The following is a 17,589-nucleotide window of genomic DNA, read 5'->3' on the forward strand; positions in this document are numbered from 1 at the left end:
GTATTGCATCACAAAAAACACATCAATCAAGATCGAAATTCCATTCTTTATATTTTGAAATGGTGTTTCTATATTTTGTTTGATAGGGTTAAAATGACTCCTGATATTTGTATTAACAGGAGAAAATACCAATAACTTATAAAAAGTTAACTTCTCGCGCTGGAACTAAGGGGCTTAGAGCCGCTGCTTGTTCCAGAACCAATGTACCCTACAAATAAGGAAGCATTATGATAAATACACTCGCCTCCAAGTACATTAAGACCGCCTTAATCGCACCAGTTTTACTGGCAAGTCAGCTGGTTTTTGCCGATGACATTTCAACATTAAAACAACGTATTGCCCCAAATTATGCGAATCAGGAAGCTTCGTCTGCTCAAAGCAAAGGGCAAAGCCTGGCAGATTTGGTGAGCCAGCACATTGCCAGCCAGAACGCCGATGGAAGCTGGCCTGACATTGCCTACGATAAGATGGCAACTGAGGAAAAACCGATTCGGGATCACCTTGATCGTTTAAAAGTTCTGGCGGCTGGCGTTAAACTGAATTTGAATCCCGGTGCCTACGACGCCGTTGTGAATGGTCTTAACCACTGGTATTCCATTAACCCGGTGAACGATAACTGGTGGTGGAACGATATTGGCAGGCAGCTTCGTCTCGGACCCATTGCCATGATGTTGGGTGATAGACTGCCCTCCAGTCTGGTCACACAAATAGCAGGGGATATGCCATCCAGCCCGAGTAAAACCGGAGCCAACCGTACCGACCTTTCCAAAGGGGTGATCTGGGGAGGATTGTTGAATAAAGATACAGCCCAGGTAGGACGAGGGCTTGATGGCATTGAAGAAACCATCGTGATCACCAGTGATGAAGGTATTCAGGCCGACTTCTCATTCCAGCAACATGGTCCGCAGCTTTATACCCGTGGTTATGGTGAAGTCTTCTTTAAGGCAGCCTCTTTCTGGGCGTATCAGGTTCGGGATTTATCCTGGAAATTTAGCCCTCAAAGTGTAGATGTACTGACAGATTACTTCTTAGAAGGCGTTCGCTGGTCAAACAGCAAAGGTACACTGGATTATAATGCCAGTGGGCGTGGTATCAGCCGAAAAATGACTCTGAATCCAGCCGTTTTGACCAGTCAGTCTGATTACATTGCAGGGCTTAGCCCACAGCGTGCTGGCGAAGCAAATGCGTTTAAACAGCATGTTAATGGTGGTCCTTCTGGGCTTAATGGTTTTAAATCATTCTGGCGTTCAGACTACGCGACAAAAGTGGGTCCTGAGCACTTCATTGGTATCAAGATGAACTCCGCCCGTATTGAGCCGACAGAAGCGGGCAACGGTGAGAACCTGCTGGGTTACTGGCTTGGTTTTGGTAGCACAATGATCATGCAAACGGGCGATGAATACCATAACCTGTTCCCTGTGTGGGACTGGACGTTAGTGCCGGGGGTAACTGCACCACATATTGCGCCTAAACCTGCGGACTGGGGACAGATCGAGCAACAAACGACCTTTGTTGGTGGTGTATCCAATGGCAAGTATGGTGTTGCCGTGATGGATATGAACGTCAAGAACACTCAGGCGAAAAAAGCGTGGTTTAGCTTTAACGACGAACTTGTTGCTCTTGGTGCGGGCATTTCATCCACACATGAAAAATACGTAAGTACGACGATTAACCAGACTCGCCTGAGAGGACCTGTCACGGTGGATGGCAATGTTTATCCTAAGGGAAGCCGAGAGCTGGTGGAAGCTGGCTGGGTTCATCACGATAACATTGGCTATGTTTTCCCAGATCGTTGGTACGGTCACATGGATAATGAAACCAAGTCAGGTAACTGGCATACCATCAATACTGGGCAGGAAAACAAAGTTATCACCGATGATGTGTTTATGCTTCGCATGGGTCACAGTTGGCAGCCCACCAATGCGACTTACCAGTACATCATCGCGCCAAACAAAACGGCATCTCAGACTCAGCAATATGCTGCCAACCTTCCAGTAACCGTACTTAGAAATACGGATAAGCTACAGGCGGTTCGTCATGCCGGGTTAGGTATCACGGGAATTGTGTTCCATCAGGCGGGAACGATTGATCTCACCAGTGGTGCAACGGTTACCGTGAATAAACCGAGTGTGGTTTTGGTGGATGAGTCGGCTTCGACAGAGCAGATAACGCTGTCGACTCCGGGAGTCGGAACAGGTGTCGAAATTACATACAATAAAGGTGGTCAAAGTAAGAATACGACGGTTTACACCTTTGGAAACCCAAACCAACTTGGAAAGGGTGTGATGGTAGACTTTAATGCCCCTGTGGTTGTTCGACCGGTTACCGTACCAGTGCTTGCTGACGCCTTTGTTCGCGACGGTATGTATCAGGACAAAAGCTACGGTAACAATAGCTATCTTGTCGTCAAAAAAGACGGATTAAACTACAGTCGTAAAACGGCGTTGAATTTTGATCTGACAGCGCAGGATGTGACAGCTTCTACCCGAGCGGTTTTACGTCTTAACATCAAAAGTGTGAACACGGATTCCAGCCGGACTATCACCGTTTCTAAGCTGAATAACGGTAACTGGCAGGAAAACGGCGTTACCTGGGCGACGCTACCAGCAGTTTCGACGTTTGGGGCAGGGATAACGATTCAGCCTTCCGATGCGGGTAAATGGGTTGAAGTGGATGTGTCTGACCTGATACACAAAGGTATCGTCAGTCTGGTGTTAGAGAACCGAGGCACCGCAAGTGGCAAATCTGATGTCGGCTTTTCCAGCAAAGAGAGTGGGCAGGGTGCGCAACTGGTTTTAACGCCTTAGTACTTATCGTGTTCCAACATCAAATTGATGAAAACAAGGCTCCCTCAGGGGAGCCTTTTTAGTTTTGAGAGCGACCCATATAAAGAAAGCCCCTCAGCTTTCACTGAGGGGCTTAATCATTGAGCAGTTATGCTCGATTATTTCACATCGATAGAGCGACCAACACGTCCGTTAGCAGCAACAGTACGTACTTTAACGCCAACTGAAGCGGCAGGTTGATTTGTTGCATCGTAGTTCTGCCATGTTGTGCCGTCAGTTGAGTACTGAATCGTCACACCAGGGAATGCAGAGTTAGCAACCAGTTTGCCACCTTCGATTTTCGCACCTGGAACAGGTAGACGGTAGTAAACGCCAGCCTGGTCAAGTTTCGCGAACTCTTTGTAACCTAGGGTGTTAGCAAACACTTCCCACTCTGCGTCACGAGTTGCTGTGTCAACGTGAGAAGTACCTACGTAGCCATCAACGTTAGTTTTGAACGTAATCGTTGAATCGTAATCTAGCTCCCAAGAAGCCTTAGACCATGCACGCTCAGCCATTGCAAGCAGACGTGGGAACGCCATGAAGTCTTGCTGGCGAGCTGTACGGATGGTCTCAGACCATAGGTGACCCTGAATACCTTTGAACTTCTTGTTCAGTGCAACGCCATCCGCCGCAGCGTAGGTCATTGGTGCACCCATACGGTCAGTCAGAGTTTCAGAGTTTGCTGGCAAGTTTTCAGGCATGAAACCAAATACTTCACGAGTATCGGTTTCACGAGAACCCCAGTAGTATCCTGGCTCCGCTGGATCAACTTCGTAAGGGAAGTCGAAGTAAGTCGTATCTGGTGCAGAAACCACCACTTCGTAACCTGTGTTAGCGATAGTGTGCGTTTCGTTTGCGCCGCCCCAGAACAGAGTGCTCCAAGCGTAAGCAGAAGTCTTATCACCCGCTAGTGTGTATGGGTTGATGTATTCGCCGTGTTTCAGACCATCGTTCCATGCAGCAAGAGTCAGGCTGTATTTCTCTAGGATCCAGCTGATGCGCTGAATGAAGTAAGGACCTAAGTCTTCAACATTGTTGATGCCATTCCACTCAACAGCAAACATTTGCTGACAGATTGGAGACTCAACCCACGCACCTGCTGTTTCATCAGCACCGATGTGGTAGTCAGTCAAAGGCTGTCCAGCATTGTTGTGCTGAGCAACAATCTCACCAATCACTTTGTCCATGAACTTGAAGCTAGACTCCATACATGGGTTGATAGTGTTGTTGGTGTAGTTCTGAACAGAGAAGTACTTAGTTGTGTCGTTTGGATCCGTTAACAGGAACTCTTCCGCTTTCGCCAAATCACCTTGAGCTGCGTATGTCTTGTAACGTGCTTCCATTGCAACAACCGCTGCTTTGGAGTGACCAGGCATGTCCATAGAAGGAATAACCTGAATGTTACGCGCGTTAGCGTAAGCTAGAATTTCCGCGTAATCAGCAACCGAGTAGTACTGCTTTTCAGCCGCAGCATCAGGACCAGAACCTAGCTGAGGCAGAAGACAAGTTGTTTCATCCAGGTCGTGACAACGCTTAGCACCGATATCCGTTAGCTCTGGAAGACCAGGAATTTCAAGACGCCAGCCTTCATCATCCGCTAGGTGGAAGTGGAATTTGTTCATCTTGTAAGCAGCCATCTGATCAAGGAACTTAAGTACTTGTTCCTTAGTCTGGAAGTTACGAGAAACGTCCATGTGCATGCCACGGTAATCGAAACGTGGTGCATCGTAATCAACGGTTACTTTTGGAAGCTCGCTGCTGCCGACAGTAACCAGTGAGGCAAGTGACTGAAGACCGTTGAATACACCTTCGTTGTCGCGACCAACAACAGTTACGCCAGTAGCGTCAACTTTCAGAGTGTAAGCGCCTTTAACTTCACGACCAACAAATGCCTGATGTCCTGCATTGCTGATGGCTTTCACTTCAACGCCTGCATTTGTTGCAACACCAAGTTGAGCCAGACGAGCGTTAACCGCTTCTACCTGATCTGCACGAAGTGCATTGTTTACTGGTTTGATGTTAAGACCTGCAGCAATGTCGATTGTACCAGTCTGGATAGTTAGCTCTACCGGAGTAGGAACGATTTGCGCAGAAACTGCTGCCTGACCAAGGTCTGCAACGTCAGAGTTTTTCTCGAAACGAGAGCCTGCTGTCGCGACGTTTGTTTTGTCGTCAGCAGTACGACGCCACTGATCGGTATCAGCTGGGTCGTTGCTAATTGGCGTTAGGAAACCAGACAGGTCTTCAAAACCTGTGTCTGCTTCTTTCACCGCAGTGTTTTTAATTAATTCGCCTTTCAGACCATCAGCAGAAATATAGTAGTTAGGCATGAAGTCGCTATTTACGATCTGCCAGTATTCTGCATCGTATTCTACAGTGACGGACTCGCCAGGTTGCAAGCCGTTAAATTTCGCAGTTGGCGATACACGGTGTAAGTCACCGTCAATATGAGTGATAGTAAATAAATCACCACGAGTATCAAGAACACGGTGAATGCTTGGGAAATATAGATCCCAATCTTTATTTACCGCTTTATCACTTGTGTTAGTAATTGTAATTTCAGCTCGGTAGCAAAGTCCCCAAGGACACTCTGCTTTTGAGTCAGTAGGTTGGTTTACAACCAGAGAAGTGGATACGTTTAATGAATCAGCAGTGGCTTTAAGATCTTGTTGTGTCTGAGCGTGAACGCCAGAACTAGCAAGGGCTAGAGCCATAGTCAAAGCAGTTACTTTAAATTTCAAAACTCAATCCTTTATGTTTTTATACGCGTTAAAGCTATGTCAGGTTACGACGTGATTCTGCCACCAGAATCTACCTGATAGTATTGATGAACCTGTCAATTCAAGCTCATTTCTCCTTCCTATTTAGTTAAATTATCAGGAGCTTTTCAATCGATTAATTCGCGTTGCGAAATAAAATTTTTAAAAATATGCCATACAGCAAATAAAGGAATGAAACTTGTAACTGATATTAATAACATTAGGTTATTAAATTGATTTAAAACAATTTTTTTATTTTAATGATTTTAATGTCACTAATATTTATCTTTCATTAAATATTCATATTACGGAAAGTTTTTATATTGAATTATTAAAGATTTATAGGGGTTTTAATTCCGTAAAAATAAAATCAACAGAAAACGTTAAAATACAAAAATCGGCAATGCTTCTGGGAAAAAATACGGACTCAGAGTCACAGTTCAGCATGTTAATTTTTATGCAATAAAGTTCATTTAATGAATTAGCTCGCAAACTATAAAAACACTTCATTCCTATGACATCGAATTCATCGCTAGCCTCTACGCTTATTTTCGGATTATTTGATAGAAGGAAATACGATGAAACGTCTAATTGGATCGCTAACACTAGCGTTATCCGTTTCTACAGCAGTGATGGCAGCAACAGCGGCTCCGACGCCTTGGGAACCAGGCAAAACGGTGGTAAATAATGGCGATGTGGTTCTGTTCAATGGGCTGTGCTACGAAGCGCAAAATAGCCCGGGAGCGTGGGATTCTCCGGGAACCAGTACCTGGTTTTGGGCTGAAGTTCCGTGTGATGGAACAACGCCACCAAAGCCACCGGTAGACCCAATTGATCCACCGAAACCTGATCCAGGTGGTAAAACAGTGATTCGTGACGGCAATGGCGGATACCTAATGCCACGATCAGAACTGACGGCTCGTGAAACTGCATTGACCAGCACGCCACTGTTTGATCTTGTCCGCGCTGATATTCAGACTCTGGACAACGCATCTGTTGAAGCTGTACTGCCTTTACGTTCTGCAAACCCAGTTAACGTACAGCGAGTGGAGTCTATCGTAGATGAAGCGATGTGGGACTTCCTGTTCCCAATTCGAAACGAAAAATACACTTACGTTAACTTCCTGAAAGGCATTGCTAAATTCCCTGCATTCTGCCGAACTTATACCGATGGCAGAAATTCTGACGAAATCTGTAAACGTTCACTTGCAACAATGTTTGCACACTTTGTTCAGGAAACTGGGGCACACGCTCCGGGTTGGGATGGTGCGAAAGGTAACCCTGAATGGCGTCAAGGTTTGTACTTCCTGCGTGAGCGTTACAAGTCGGAAGATGTTTACAACGGCACATACAATGCCTGTACTGGCTGGCAAGGTGAACGTTGGCCATGTGCACCCCAGAAGAGTTACTTTGGTCGTGGTGCAAAACAGTTAAGTTGGAACTACAACTACGGTCCGTTCTCGGAAGCAATGTTCGGCGATAAATCTGTCTTGCTGAACGATCCGGCTTTGGTTGCCGATACTTGGTTAAACTTGGCTTCCGCCGTATTTTTCTACGTTTACCCTCAACCACCTAAGCCAAGTATGCTTCACGTGATTGATGGCACCTGGCAGCCGAACGCAGCGGATAAAGCACAGGGCATTGAGCATGGCTTCGGCTCTACAATCCAGATCATTAATGGTGCATACGAATGTGGAAAAGGTACAACAACGCCTCAGGCTGCAAACCGCATTAAGTATTACAAGCAAATCACAGCAACGCTTGGTTTAGACATTACTGGTGAAAAACTCGATTGTGCCGACATGAAAGCGTTCAACACCGATGGTGCTGGCGCAATGATGATTTACTGGGACAAAGAGTGGGGCTGGGATGCAAACACACCTGACAACCACAGCTTTGAGTGTAAGTTAGTCGGCTACCAAACCGCGTACAGCGCATGGTTCCAAGGTGACTATGAAAACTGTGTTGAAAAACACTTTAACGTAAGAGCGACTGATGCGAATGGACAAGTGATTCCAGACGGTCAGTAATTTAATGAAGCTAAACCAAGGGAGTTTTTCCAATATAGAAGAACTTCCTTGGTTATTATTTATTCAAAGAATTTTTGGCTCTAAACAAATTCCCTTTAATGTTTAAATTTATCATTTGATTTCTGAAGGAATCTAATGGTTGCTTTAAATTAAAGCTTACATACTCTTGTTCTTATTCGTTAATTTTATTTTCAAATGTTAAAAATATAAATTATAGCCTCCGCGTCCTTCCCTTATTAAACTCTGAAATAAAGATCGTCAATATTTTGTCAAATGTGCGTTAATAATTATGTAAGTGCTGATTTTATTTTAAGTATATGATTTTTATTATTTTATTTGTTTTTTTCGTCCCAATGTAAGCATGTTTTTTGAGTTCTTACATTTAAAATTGTGAGATGCGTTGAATAAATCCTCAGCGTCAATAAAATGAACTTCAAGTAATCAATTCATCAATAATCTTATTGATGCTCATTTAAAAAGGTATAAGAATATGCTGACTAAATTATTTGTTAACGCTCAACTTGCATTTGAAAACTTTAAAAAAGACGAGCGCGGTGTAACTGCGATTGAATATGCAATTATTGCTGTTGCGATTTCAGGTGTTGTATTTACTGTGTTTAAGGATTCTGGACCTTTAAAAGCCGCTCTCGATGCTGCTATGACAAAGATTACAAGTAACATTACCAACGTTAGTAAATAGCATTAAATTCATGACCAAAGTAGCTATTACTTTGGTCTAGTTAGGTTTTCTAAAATTGAAGGTCCAGTTTGAAAAACAAAATTATCATTGCTATAGCGCTTCTTTTGATCCTGTTTGGTCTTTATGGTTTAGCCGGAAGTTTAAGTCAAAGTGACGAAACGACCGAAGTCGCAAAGGTCGAAGAAGCAAAAGTGAAAACGTGGGTGCTCAAGTCTTCGGTAAGCAAAGGTGATTTTGTTAAGCAGGACCTCCTTAAAATCCGCTACATCCCTGAATCAGAAGCACTCGAATATGGGGTGTCTGAAGATGTGGAGCTAGACAATGTGATTGGGTCGGTTTTCCGCTCTTCCATGCCAGCCAATCAAATGTTGTATAACGCCGACATCATTAATCCAGAAGATGATGGTTACATCCACTATGTCATTGCAGCGAATCGTGTGCCTTATGCGATTGAAGTGTCGCCTTCCGACGTAATTGGTGGAGTGATCTCACATGGAAGCATGATTGATGTCGTTGCTTTGTCACTCCCAGACAGTGAATTGGCATCGAACAACTCACTTCGCAGAACCATGTCTATAACTCCGGTGTTAATTGGGGTTAAGGCATTACAAATCAAAAATCCGATTTCTACTCAATCTGGCGACATGGACAACTCCGATATACAAAAAGTCAGCGTTATCTTAGAGCTAACACGCAAGCAGGTTGCCAAACTGACGGTTGCCAAAAGAATTTCAGAACTTGAAGTGCATAAATCTATTGGGCAATACGCACCAGAAGATCTTCAAGCCGATGCGGGTGACGTACTCGCAGACTTTCGCTCTATCACCGAATTCCGCGCTGGCGAATCTGCCATTAAATAAGGGAATACCTCAATGCTTTCTATGCTTAAGCGCTTCGCGCTTATCTTTGTGGCTTTGCTTGCCTCATTTCCCGGACAAGCTGCCCGTATCTGGAACCTCGCTGAAGGTGAAGCCAGAAGCTTATCTACTGAACAAGAAATCACATCAGTCTTCATTTCAAACCCTAAAGTGGCGGATTATCAAGTTATCGATAAACACAAGGTAGTGGTATTTGGCAAGTCCCTTGGGTCGAGCTCTTTGCTTGTGTTTGATGAAACGGGCAAAACCATCGCTAGCCGTAATCTAGTCGTCAACAAAAGCTTGGTGCACATTCAGCAACAAGTTCAGCTTAAATACCCTCACGCGGAAGTCACCATTTATAACCTAGGTAAGCAAGTTGTGCTGAGTGGTGTGGTAGCGACCGAACAAGAAAAAGACGAGATCAACATATTGGTTGGCGAGTTGATGGGCAAAAAGTCCGAAGACTATCAGCTAGAGTGGGACTTAGGTGACAACCAATACGAAATGGAGTTTATGAAACGCCGTCATTTTGAAGGCATCGTAAACAACATTGAAGTCGCCTCAACTAAGCAGGTCAACGTTAAGCTTTCCATTGCCGAAGTATCGCACTCGTTTTTAGAAAAGTTTGGTGTTGAATACGGCAGCCTAGGGCATACCGCGGGCAACTTTGCCGACATGATCAAGAATTTCAGTGCGGATGATATCGTTTCTATCATCAGCGCCAGTGGTGATGACACCGTCGGGCAGATTCTAGCGGAACCCAACCTTTCTGTTATTTCAGGTGAAAGCGCCAGCTTTCTAGTCGGTGGTGAGTTACCTATCGTTTTGGTGCGTGATGGCACCACCGAAGTTCGTTTTAAAGAATTTGGTATTCGTTTGGAGCTGATGGCAAAAGTACTGCGTGACGAGAAAATCAAATTGTCCCTTATGCCGGAAGTGAGTTCACTCGATACCCAATACTCAAACGATATGTACAACCTACCTGCGTTAAAAACTCGCCGAGCAAGAACTACGGTAGAGCTTGGCGACGGTCAAAGTTTTGTTCTTGGTGGCTTATTGAGCACAGAAGATATTGAATCGCTGAGAAAAATTCCTTACATCGGCGACATTCCTGTGTTGGGCTCGCTGTTTAGAAAATCCGACACCAAACGCAACAAAACCGAGCTGATCATTGTGGCGACTGTGAATTTAGTGAAGCCGATTCACCCATCTCAAGTTCAGCTTCCAACCATGAAGAAATCCAGCACCTTATCTCGCTTCTTTGCGTTAGACAAAGAGTACCAAAAGGCGAGCGAAACATGGGCAAATGAAATTCTGGCTACCGGAGGCTTTAAGCAATGAGAAATCTAGGATTAGTCGCAGCAATCTTTCTTTTTTTAAGCGGTTGTGCAGACAAAGCAATTGAACGCTCAGGCTCCGATATTCATGTTGTTCCAGTAACGTACTCCATTGCGCTGAACATTGAAAAAAACAAGAGAAAGAGTGCGCAAAAGAAGCTGGATGAATTTGTAAAAGAGCATTGGGACGTCATTGTTAACCAAACCGTAGAGCTCAGCTGGCGAACGCGTGAAGGCAAAAAGTGGGCACAAAAGACGCAAGCTCAGCTTCAAAAGCAAGGCGTATCGCCAGAACAAATCCGCATCATTCAAACCGATGCAGGGTTTGGCGAGCGTTTTGATTTTGAATTCAAAACGGTGGTCTATAGAGCGCAAGTGGAAAGTTGCGATTACGAGCAAGTCGGTTCTTATGGTGGAGTGAAGTATGGTTGCTTTGCCGAAAATGCTCGCTGGCAGTCGATGGAAAACCCAGAAAAAATGTTGACCAATTCACCACAAAAAAACGGTGAGGGTCAGTAATGTTTGACTTAGTTGATCTGCTTAAAACAGATAAGGCACCCGTTGAGCAGGAAGAAAAAATCACCTCTGTGCTCTTCCATCAAACCCAAGAATGCAAAAACTTGGTGGAAGAAGCGTACCGCTTTGAAGGGATCAGCGCGCCAGCAGTGTTGGAAAATACCGACGCTGAAATACGCAAGCACATTCGTGAATCGACCATCGAAATCGTCATTGTAGAGCTTAATATCAGCGACAATGTGACGGAAGATATGCGCCAGATCAGTCACTTATTACCTAACCATGCGTCGGTTATCGTAATAGGCAGTGAAGATGCGATATCAACCATCCGACATCTCAAAGACATGGGGTTCTATTACCTGTTTTGGCCGGTGACTAAACCGGAATTGATCGACTTTGTTCGTAACGTTAATGACAACCGTCATCGAAATAGTGGTTTAGGCAAAAACAGAAGCGCCAAGAAAGTCGCTGTTGTTGGGGGGAAAGGTGGGGTAGGTGCCTCCTTACTTTCTGTCGAAATGGCCTATGAACTGACCACCAAAAAAGACAGCAACTGTGTCTTGGTTGATCACAGTTTCTTTGGCGGCAATCTCGATATTTTATTGGGGATGAAACGTTTTAAAAAGCGTTCCATTTCATTGGGTGCATTGAGTGCCAACCTTGATGCATCGTACGCGCATAGCATGACTACAACAGTCAACCCAATGTTGTCGCTGTTGTCTGTGGATTCGGATGAGCTGAACGAAACCCAGCTAAAAGAGTACACGCGAACGTTGTCGGATCAGCTTTCAGATCAAAACAATTTCATCATTGAAGATTTATCGCGCTCGTCGTTCAGTAAAGCCGATATGGATTACATGGCAAGCGAGTGCGATATCGTTGTTTTGGTAATAGAACCGACCGTTTCGTGCCTAAGAGCGATGGCATCGTTGGTGGCGAAAATGGAAACGTTGAACTCCACTGCGCGTTTTATCACCGTTCTCAATTACACCATGCCTGAAAAAGCCTCCACCGTTAGCCGCCAGGATGTGGTGAAGTTCCTTAAACAGCCCATTGATGTGGAATTCCCTTATGAACCGAAAGCGGGCGAATTGATCCTAGAAGGCAAGCGACTGTGTGACAGCAAATTGGGAATCAGTGGGAGCATTCACAAGCTAACGTCGTTGATGTTGGGTGAATCCGTAGTGTCGCAAAAGAGCAGCATATTTAAACGCCTAGTGAAGAGAGCGTGATGATAGACCAATCCAGATCCATATATATCGCTATTCGTGAGCAAATCTTCGAAGCGTTAGAAGCCGAAGCGGTGACCACATTAACGAAAAGCCAACTCAGTAAACAATTAGCGAACGCCATAGATGTACTGATCGAACGTCAGAACCTATCGGTTGCGACTATTGTTCGCGAAGAGTTTGTGAAAAGCCTAGTTGATGAATTGCACGGGTTAGGACCATTGCAAACGCTTATGGATGACGAATCCATCAGTGACATCATGATCAATGGCCACAAAGACGTGTTTATTGAACGAGGCGGGCTTGTAGAAAAATCGCCAGTCACGTTTATCGATGAAACCCAGTTGCTTAATATCGCCAAGCGTATTGCGTCACGCGTGGGTCGCCGAGTGGACGATTCTTCCCCGACGTGTGATGCGCGATTGGAAGACGGAAGCCGAGTCAATATTGTTATTCCACCTATCGCGATTGATGGGACGTCGATTTCCATTCGTAAATTCAAGAAACAGAGCATTGGCTTAGAACAGCTTGCTGGCTTTGGGGCAATGAGCGCAGAAATGGCAAAGCTTCTGATGATTGCTTCGCGTTGCCGACTCAACATTTTGATTTCTGGTGGTACGGGGTCGGGTAAAACTACCATGCTGAATGCGCTGTCTCAGTTTATTTCTGAGAAAGAGCGCATCGTAACCATCGAGGATGCGGCTGAACTTAAAATGATGCAGCCGCACGTAGTTAGGCTCGAAACACGAAAAGCCGGTATTGAAGGAACAGGGGAGATTGATCAGCGAGGGTTGGTGATCAACTCTTTACGTATGCGCCCCGACAGAATCATCGTGGGTGAGTGTCGTGGTGGTGAAGCGTTTGAAATGCTTCAAGCGATGAATACCGGGCACGACGGTTCCATGTCTACGTTGCACGCCAATACCCCACGCGATGCCCTTGCTCGTGTTGAAGCCATGGTGATGATGGCAACCAACAACCTGCCACTGGAAGCTATCCGGCGCACCATTGTCAGTGCCGTAGATTTGGTTATCCAAATCAGCCGATTACACGACGGAAGTCGTAAAGTGATGAGCATTTCCGAAGTTGTTGGTTTGGAAGGCAGCAGTGTTGTTCTCGAAGAAATTTTTCGCTTTCAAGCCTCTGGTGAACATGCCGATGATGGGAAAATCAAAGGCAATTTCATCACAGCTGGTTTGATGCAACGTTCTGTTTTGGTGGAAAAGGCGCGATTTTTTGGTCTAGAAAGCCAACTGAACGAAGCCTTTCAGCTAGGGCAACAGTCATGATCTATTGGATAGCGCTTTTGGTTGGTGGGGTATGTATTATCCTGCTCAATCGTAACCAAACGTCTAAATCCAATCCATATTTGGAAGAATTAAACCAAACCATTTTGGTCTCTTCCATGGATGGGGATAAGCAGGCGGTCAACCTAAATTCATTAACCAATGAATCTATCTCAGAAAAGCTCCGCCGCTATGTAAAAACAACGCGTAGGCAGCTTGGCGCCTTACCTGAAATTAAAGCAATATGCTTTTGTATCGTATTGGTTCTGGTCGGTTTGTATTTCAATCAAAACTTTGTTCGAGGCAATCAATTGATTGTGATTGCCGTTGTGGAAGTGGTAGGGATTGCGTTTGGTCTCCATTGGTTACAAAAGAGAGAGCGGAACCAGTTTGAAGATTCCTTCCCTGACGCACTCAACATGTTAGCCAGTGCGGTTAGTGCGGGTGAAAGTATTATGCACGCCATCTCTTTTGTGGGTAAGAACTTAGAAGGGGAAGTGGGCAGAGAGTTCAAAGTAATGGGGGAGAGGCTACAGCTTGGAGAATCGCCAGACACGGTTTTTGCCAAGTCGTGTAACCGTTTCCCGTATCCGTCGTTCTACTTCTTCGTTATTACCTTGCGTGCCAACATGCAACGTGGTGGTCAATTAAAAGACATCATTATGCGCCTCAACCGGCTGATGTTCGATGCACGAGCAATTGAAAAGAAGAAGTTTGCTCTGACGTCCGAGGCACGAACGTCCGCCAAAATTGTTGCAGCAATTCCATTTATCTTCATTTTGATGCTCAAGTACATGAACCCTGAAAACTACGAGTTTGTCATGTTCAACCCAGAGGGGCGCCCCATTCTCTATTACGTACTGGGTAGCGAATTTATTGGGATCACCATTGTTTGGTTGCTCATGAAGGCGGTGAAATGATGTTGAATTCTCAGCTTGAGCTTTTTCTGTTTCTCTCTTTTATTGTGTTTGGTTTGGCGTTTTCTGCTTACGCCCTATATAGCCATTTCGATAAATCCAAGCGAATGAAACACTTTACGACCATTGACGAACCTTTAGCAAAGAAACCTTTATTTGTAGAGCTACTGGACAAGGTCGAATCTCTTTTTTCTAAAAGCGATAACGATGTCGCCGACAAATTTTATGCGGCAGGTTTTTATCATTTCAAATACGCCAACCTTTATATTCCAACCAAATTTACCCTATTAATTGGTGGCGCTGCTGGTTTTTATTTCCTTTCGAGGCATCTAGGTTGGGAACAAAATTCAGGCTTTATCGCCATAGGGGTATGGGTTGTATTTTGTTTGATCGCACCAGATGCGTACCTCAATTCCAGAATGAAAGCGCTAAGAGGGAAATTGTCGAGTCAACTCCCTTACTTGCTTGATTTGCTGGCCGTTTGTGTTCAAACCGGTATGACGATTGAAGCCGCCATGACGTACTTATCGAAAGAAATGTCCGGTTTCGATAAAGACTTAGCCCAGTTGCTGAAAAATACCAATGACCGTTCACGCATTGTTGGCTTAGATAAAGCGCTCGATGAGCTGTACGACCAAGTACCGACCAACGAAATGCGCAGCTTTACCATGACGTTAAAGCAAAGCCTGCATTACGGCACATCTATCTACGGTGTTCTCACGACATTAGCGGCCGATATCCGCGATGTCACCATGCTTTCTATGGAAGAGAAAATCGGCAAGCTCGCCGCCAAAATGTCGGTTCCCCTAATCCTATTTATTATGATGCCAGTGGTAATTCTGATTGCCGCACCAGGTGTGATGAGGATGATGTCCAATGTTTAAAAAATCCTTTGCTCGTGTTTGCCACCATAGCCGTGTAACGGCGTGTCTATTGGCTATTTCCGTGTTATCTGGATGTGCTACCCAGCCCGAGCCAACGTCATTGATTGAAGAAGAAACGCTGCTAATACAGTCGGGAAACCATGAAAAATTGGTGGAGTACTATAAAGCGCAACTTTCCAAGAGTGAAAACCGTCAAACACGCATGAAATTAGCGCTGGCTTACCTGAATTCTGGTGATCCGGAATCGGCACTTTTCTTTGTTTCGCCGCTAAACATGGGTCAAGAAGCCCATGCAGAACCTCTTCTTATCGAAGCGAAAAGCCTCTATTCCCTTGGTCAATTTCGTAAAGCAAAAACTCAGGCATTAAAAGCTTATGAGTTGAAGCCTAACAACGCTGAAATAGAGAACTTGTTGGGCATGATTTGCGCGGCAAATTCTGATTTGGAAGAAGCAAGGCAGTATTTTACGTCTGCAAGGACCAACTTGTACGACGACATCAAAATTAAGAACAATCTGGCTGTTTTAAACATCGTTGAAGGTCATTACCAAAAAGCGGTGCAACTGCTATTGCCTATCTATTTAAAAGGCAAAGCGGACAAACAGATAGAAGCCAACTTAACGTTAGCCATGGCAAAGATTGGCAACGTTTCTTACATCAAGGATATGTCGAAAGGCGAGCTATCGGATCAAGAAATATTCGAGCGCTACCGTGCGCTGAAAGACAGCAAGGCTATCGGAGAATTCAAGGCGGATGACGTCAAGGTGAACGATGCCAAGGTGATTGATTCCAACGTTAGCCATATCAAGACGAGTGAAATAAGCCATGAAGGGTAGCAAGAAGCGAATACGAGGCGTTGCGTCTATCGAGTTTGCGCTTGGTTTCATGGCGTTTTGGATGATGTGCATGTTCTGGGTGGAGGTGAGTTACATGTCCTTTGTTTCTGCTGTCACCGATATCACCATTTCGGAAGCCGCTAGAGAATCCAAAAAGAGCGAGCAGAGCTACGACAAAGTTTTCCAGAATGTCATCAATAACAGTGGCAGTGTGTGGGGAAAAGTGATCGACCAATCCAAGCTGCGAATGTCTGTTCAGTATTTGGCATCCGTTAGTGATTTAGAGCGTCATAAAACCCCTTGTAAGATCCCCAAAAATACCCCGTTGGCTACGTGCGGGAAAGAGAACAACAGTGCCATTGCCGTGTATCGATTGGATTATGAATTCTCGCCAATCTTCACGTTGTTTATGGACAATAGCTCGCTGTTTCGTCGGGAAGTCATTGTTATTCAGGAATACGAACGTGACAAATTTAAAATTTAAACAGAAAGGCAACTTTTCTGTGGAGTTTGCCATTGTTGGTGCTTTTGTTTCTTTGTTATTGGTGTTTAGCGCTGATGTGATTTTAAAGATATCGGCAAAAGGAAAGCTCGATAGGCTTTCTTACTCCTTGGTCAACGTCTTGAAAGAGCGTACGCAGCTATACGGAAACAACTACAAAATCACCCGTTCTGAAGCGAATGCCATTGTCATTATTGGTCGAAATTCTTTGAGTCGCACCATGGGAAGTTTCAATGAAAACCAATTTGGGGCGTTAGTAGAAGAGCTGACTTTTAAAGGTATTAAGAAACCGAACCCATTAAAAAGATATGCCATCGGTGGGCAGGTTTGTAACGTCGCTCAACCACTTAGTGAACTCTCTCATTTGTCTGTCGTCACCTCTTGGGAACGTCAGGCGACGTTGTACCGCATTACCCTATGTTACGAAACGGACAATTGGTTTGGTTCGATTATTGGCGACAGTTTTATTACGGTGAGTTCGTCTTCCGTCATGCTGGGTCGTTAAATCTCAATATTGGAAACAGTGAATGAAAACTCATTTTCTCTGTGCTGGCTTACTCACTCTGTTGGCCACAACAAACGCATACTCTTCCGAAACCTACATCTTTATAGACGGAAGCAATGATACTCAAAAAAACTGGGTGGAAAATCTTAACTCTTTATTTCTTCAAGAAGATTTGGAGACAAAAGAGATTGTTATTATTGATATTTCGGACAGTCAGCAAACATTTACGGGTGAATTTGATTACATCCATGATCGTGATGGTGTCTATATGGCGACGTATCTTCCGCGCCGGATTCCAGAAGTGATCGAAACTCAGCACACTTTTAACTCTCATTCTAAGCTCGAAGATTTTGCGGCCAAGTTGCTGAAAAAGATCGATAGCAATACTAAGGAACAATAAT

At 44.7% G+C, this 17,589-nt stretch carries 15 protein-coding genes; 14 read left to right on the plus strand and 1 reads right to left on the minus strand.

The features are described 5' to 3' along the window. Window positions 1-227: 227 nt before the first annotated feature. A complete protein-coding gene (locus INR79_RS22110) occupies window positions 228-2,807 on the plus strand; it encodes a polysaccharide lyase family 8 super-sandwich domain-containing protein (protein ID WP_223099965.1) in 2,580 nt (859 codons plus the stop codon). A gap of 137 nt (window positions 2,808-2,944) precedes the next feature. On the opposite strand, the gene INR79_RS22115 is transcribed toward INR79_RS22110, so the two are convergent. Continuing rightward, on the minus strand, window positions 2,945-5,569 hold the full coding sequence (locus INR79_RS22115) for a beta-N-acetylhexosaminidase (protein ID WP_262415465.1): 2,625 nt from the start codon (window positions 5,567-5,569) through the stop codon (window positions 2,945-2,947). Between the two features lie 596 nt (window positions 5,570-6,165). Between INR79_RS22115 and INR79_RS22120 the strand changes: the two genes are divergently transcribed. From INR79_RS22120 to INR79_RS22180, 13 genes are all read left to right on the plus strand, one after another. Then, a complete protein-coding gene (locus tag INR79_RS22120; RefSeq protein WP_223099967.1) occupies window positions 6,166-7,617 on the plus strand; it encodes a chitinase in 1,452 nt (483 codons plus the stop codon). Window positions 7,618-8,107: 490 nt separating this feature from the next. Continuing rightward, window positions 8,108-8,317 (plus strand): Flp family type IVb pilin, encoded by a 210-nt coding sequence (locus tag INR79_RS22125; RefSeq protein ID WP_022561091.1) that lies wholly within the window; start codon window positions 8,108-8,110, stop codon window positions 8,315-8,317. A gap of 68 nt (window positions 8,318-8,385) precedes the next feature. After that, window positions 8,386-9,177, plus strand: a complete 792-nt coding sequence (gene cpaB / locus INR79_RS22130; protein ID WP_223099969.1) for a Flp pilus assembly protein CpaB — start codon at window positions 8,386-8,388, stop codon at window positions 9,175-9,177. Between the two features lie 12 nt (window positions 9,178-9,189). Continuing rightward, window positions 9,190-10,518, plus strand: a complete 1,329-nt coding sequence (locus INR79_RS22135) for a type II and III secretion system protein family protein (protein WP_223099972.1) — start codon at window positions 9,190-9,192, stop codon at window positions 10,516-10,518. Continuing rightward, window positions 10,515-11,033 carry a hypothetical protein gene (locus INR79_RS22140; RefSeq protein WP_126609313.1) on the plus strand — a complete coding sequence of 173 codons (519 nt, stop codon included), beginning with the start codon at window positions 10,515-10,517 and terminating at the stop codon, window positions 11,031-11,033. The genes INR79_RS22135 and INR79_RS22140 overlap by 4 nt, the downstream gene beginning before the upstream one ends. Then, on the plus strand, window positions 11,033-12,262 hold the full coding sequence (locus INR79_RS22145) for a CpaE family protein (RefSeq protein WP_126609312.1): 1,230 nt from the start codon (window positions 11,033-11,035) through the stop codon (window positions 12,260-12,262). The genes INR79_RS22140 and INR79_RS22145 overlap by 1 nt, the downstream gene beginning before the upstream one ends. Beyond that, the gene (locus tag INR79_RS22150; RefSeq protein ID WP_410482916.1) at window positions 12,262-13,548 is read left to right on the plus strand and encodes a CpaF family protein; all 1,287 of its coding nucleotides are present in this window, start codon (window positions 12,262-12,264) and stop codon (window positions 13,546-13,548) included. The genes INR79_RS22145 and INR79_RS22150 overlap by 1 nt, the downstream gene beginning before the upstream one ends. Then, window positions 13,545-14,465 (plus strand): type II secretion system F family protein, encoded by a 921-nt coding sequence (locus INR79_RS22155; protein ID WP_223099974.1) that lies wholly within the window; start codon window positions 13,545-13,547, stop codon window positions 14,463-14,465. The genes INR79_RS22150 and INR79_RS22155 overlap by 4 nt, the downstream gene beginning before the upstream one ends. Further along, a complete protein-coding gene (locus INR79_RS22160; protein ID WP_223099977.1) occupies window positions 14,462-15,346 on the plus strand; it encodes a type II secretion system F family protein in 885 nt (294 codons plus the stop codon). Before INR79_RS22155 ends, INR79_RS22160 begins: the two co-directional genes overlap by 4 nt. Beyond that, window positions 15,339-16,181, plus strand: a complete 843-nt coding sequence (locus INR79_RS22165) for a tetratricopeptide repeat protein (RefSeq protein WP_022561098.1) — start codon at window positions 15,339-15,341, stop codon at window positions 16,179-16,181. The genes INR79_RS22160 and INR79_RS22165 overlap by 8 nt, the downstream gene beginning before the upstream one ends. Beyond that, complete coding sequence (locus tag INR79_RS22170; RefSeq protein ID WP_223099980.1) at window positions 16,171-16,665, plus strand: TadE/TadG family type IV pilus assembly protein; 495 nt, start codon at window positions 16,171-16,173, stop codon at window positions 16,663-16,665. The genes INR79_RS22165 and INR79_RS22170 overlap by 11 nt, the downstream gene beginning before the upstream one ends. Next, window positions 16,646-17,188, plus strand: coding sequence for a tight adherence pilus pseudopilin TadF (tadF, locus tag INR79_RS22175; protein ID WP_223099982.1), 543 nt, complete (start codon window positions 16,646-16,648; stop codon window positions 17,186-17,188). Before INR79_RS22170 ends, tadF begins: the two co-directional genes overlap by 20 nt. A 22-nt stretch (window positions 17,189-17,210) precedes the next feature. After that, a complete protein-coding gene (locus INR79_RS22180) occupies window positions 17,211-17,588 on the plus strand; it encodes a hypothetical protein (RefSeq protein ID WP_223099984.1) in 378 nt (125 codons plus the stop codon). Window position 17,589 lies beyond the last annotated feature (1 nt).

The sequence above is a fragment of the Vibrio sp. SCSIO 43132 genome (genome assembly GCF_019904195.1).
Lineage (GTDB): Bacteria > Pseudomonadota > Gammaproteobacteria > Enterobacterales > Vibrionaceae > Vibrio > Vibrio nigripulchritudo.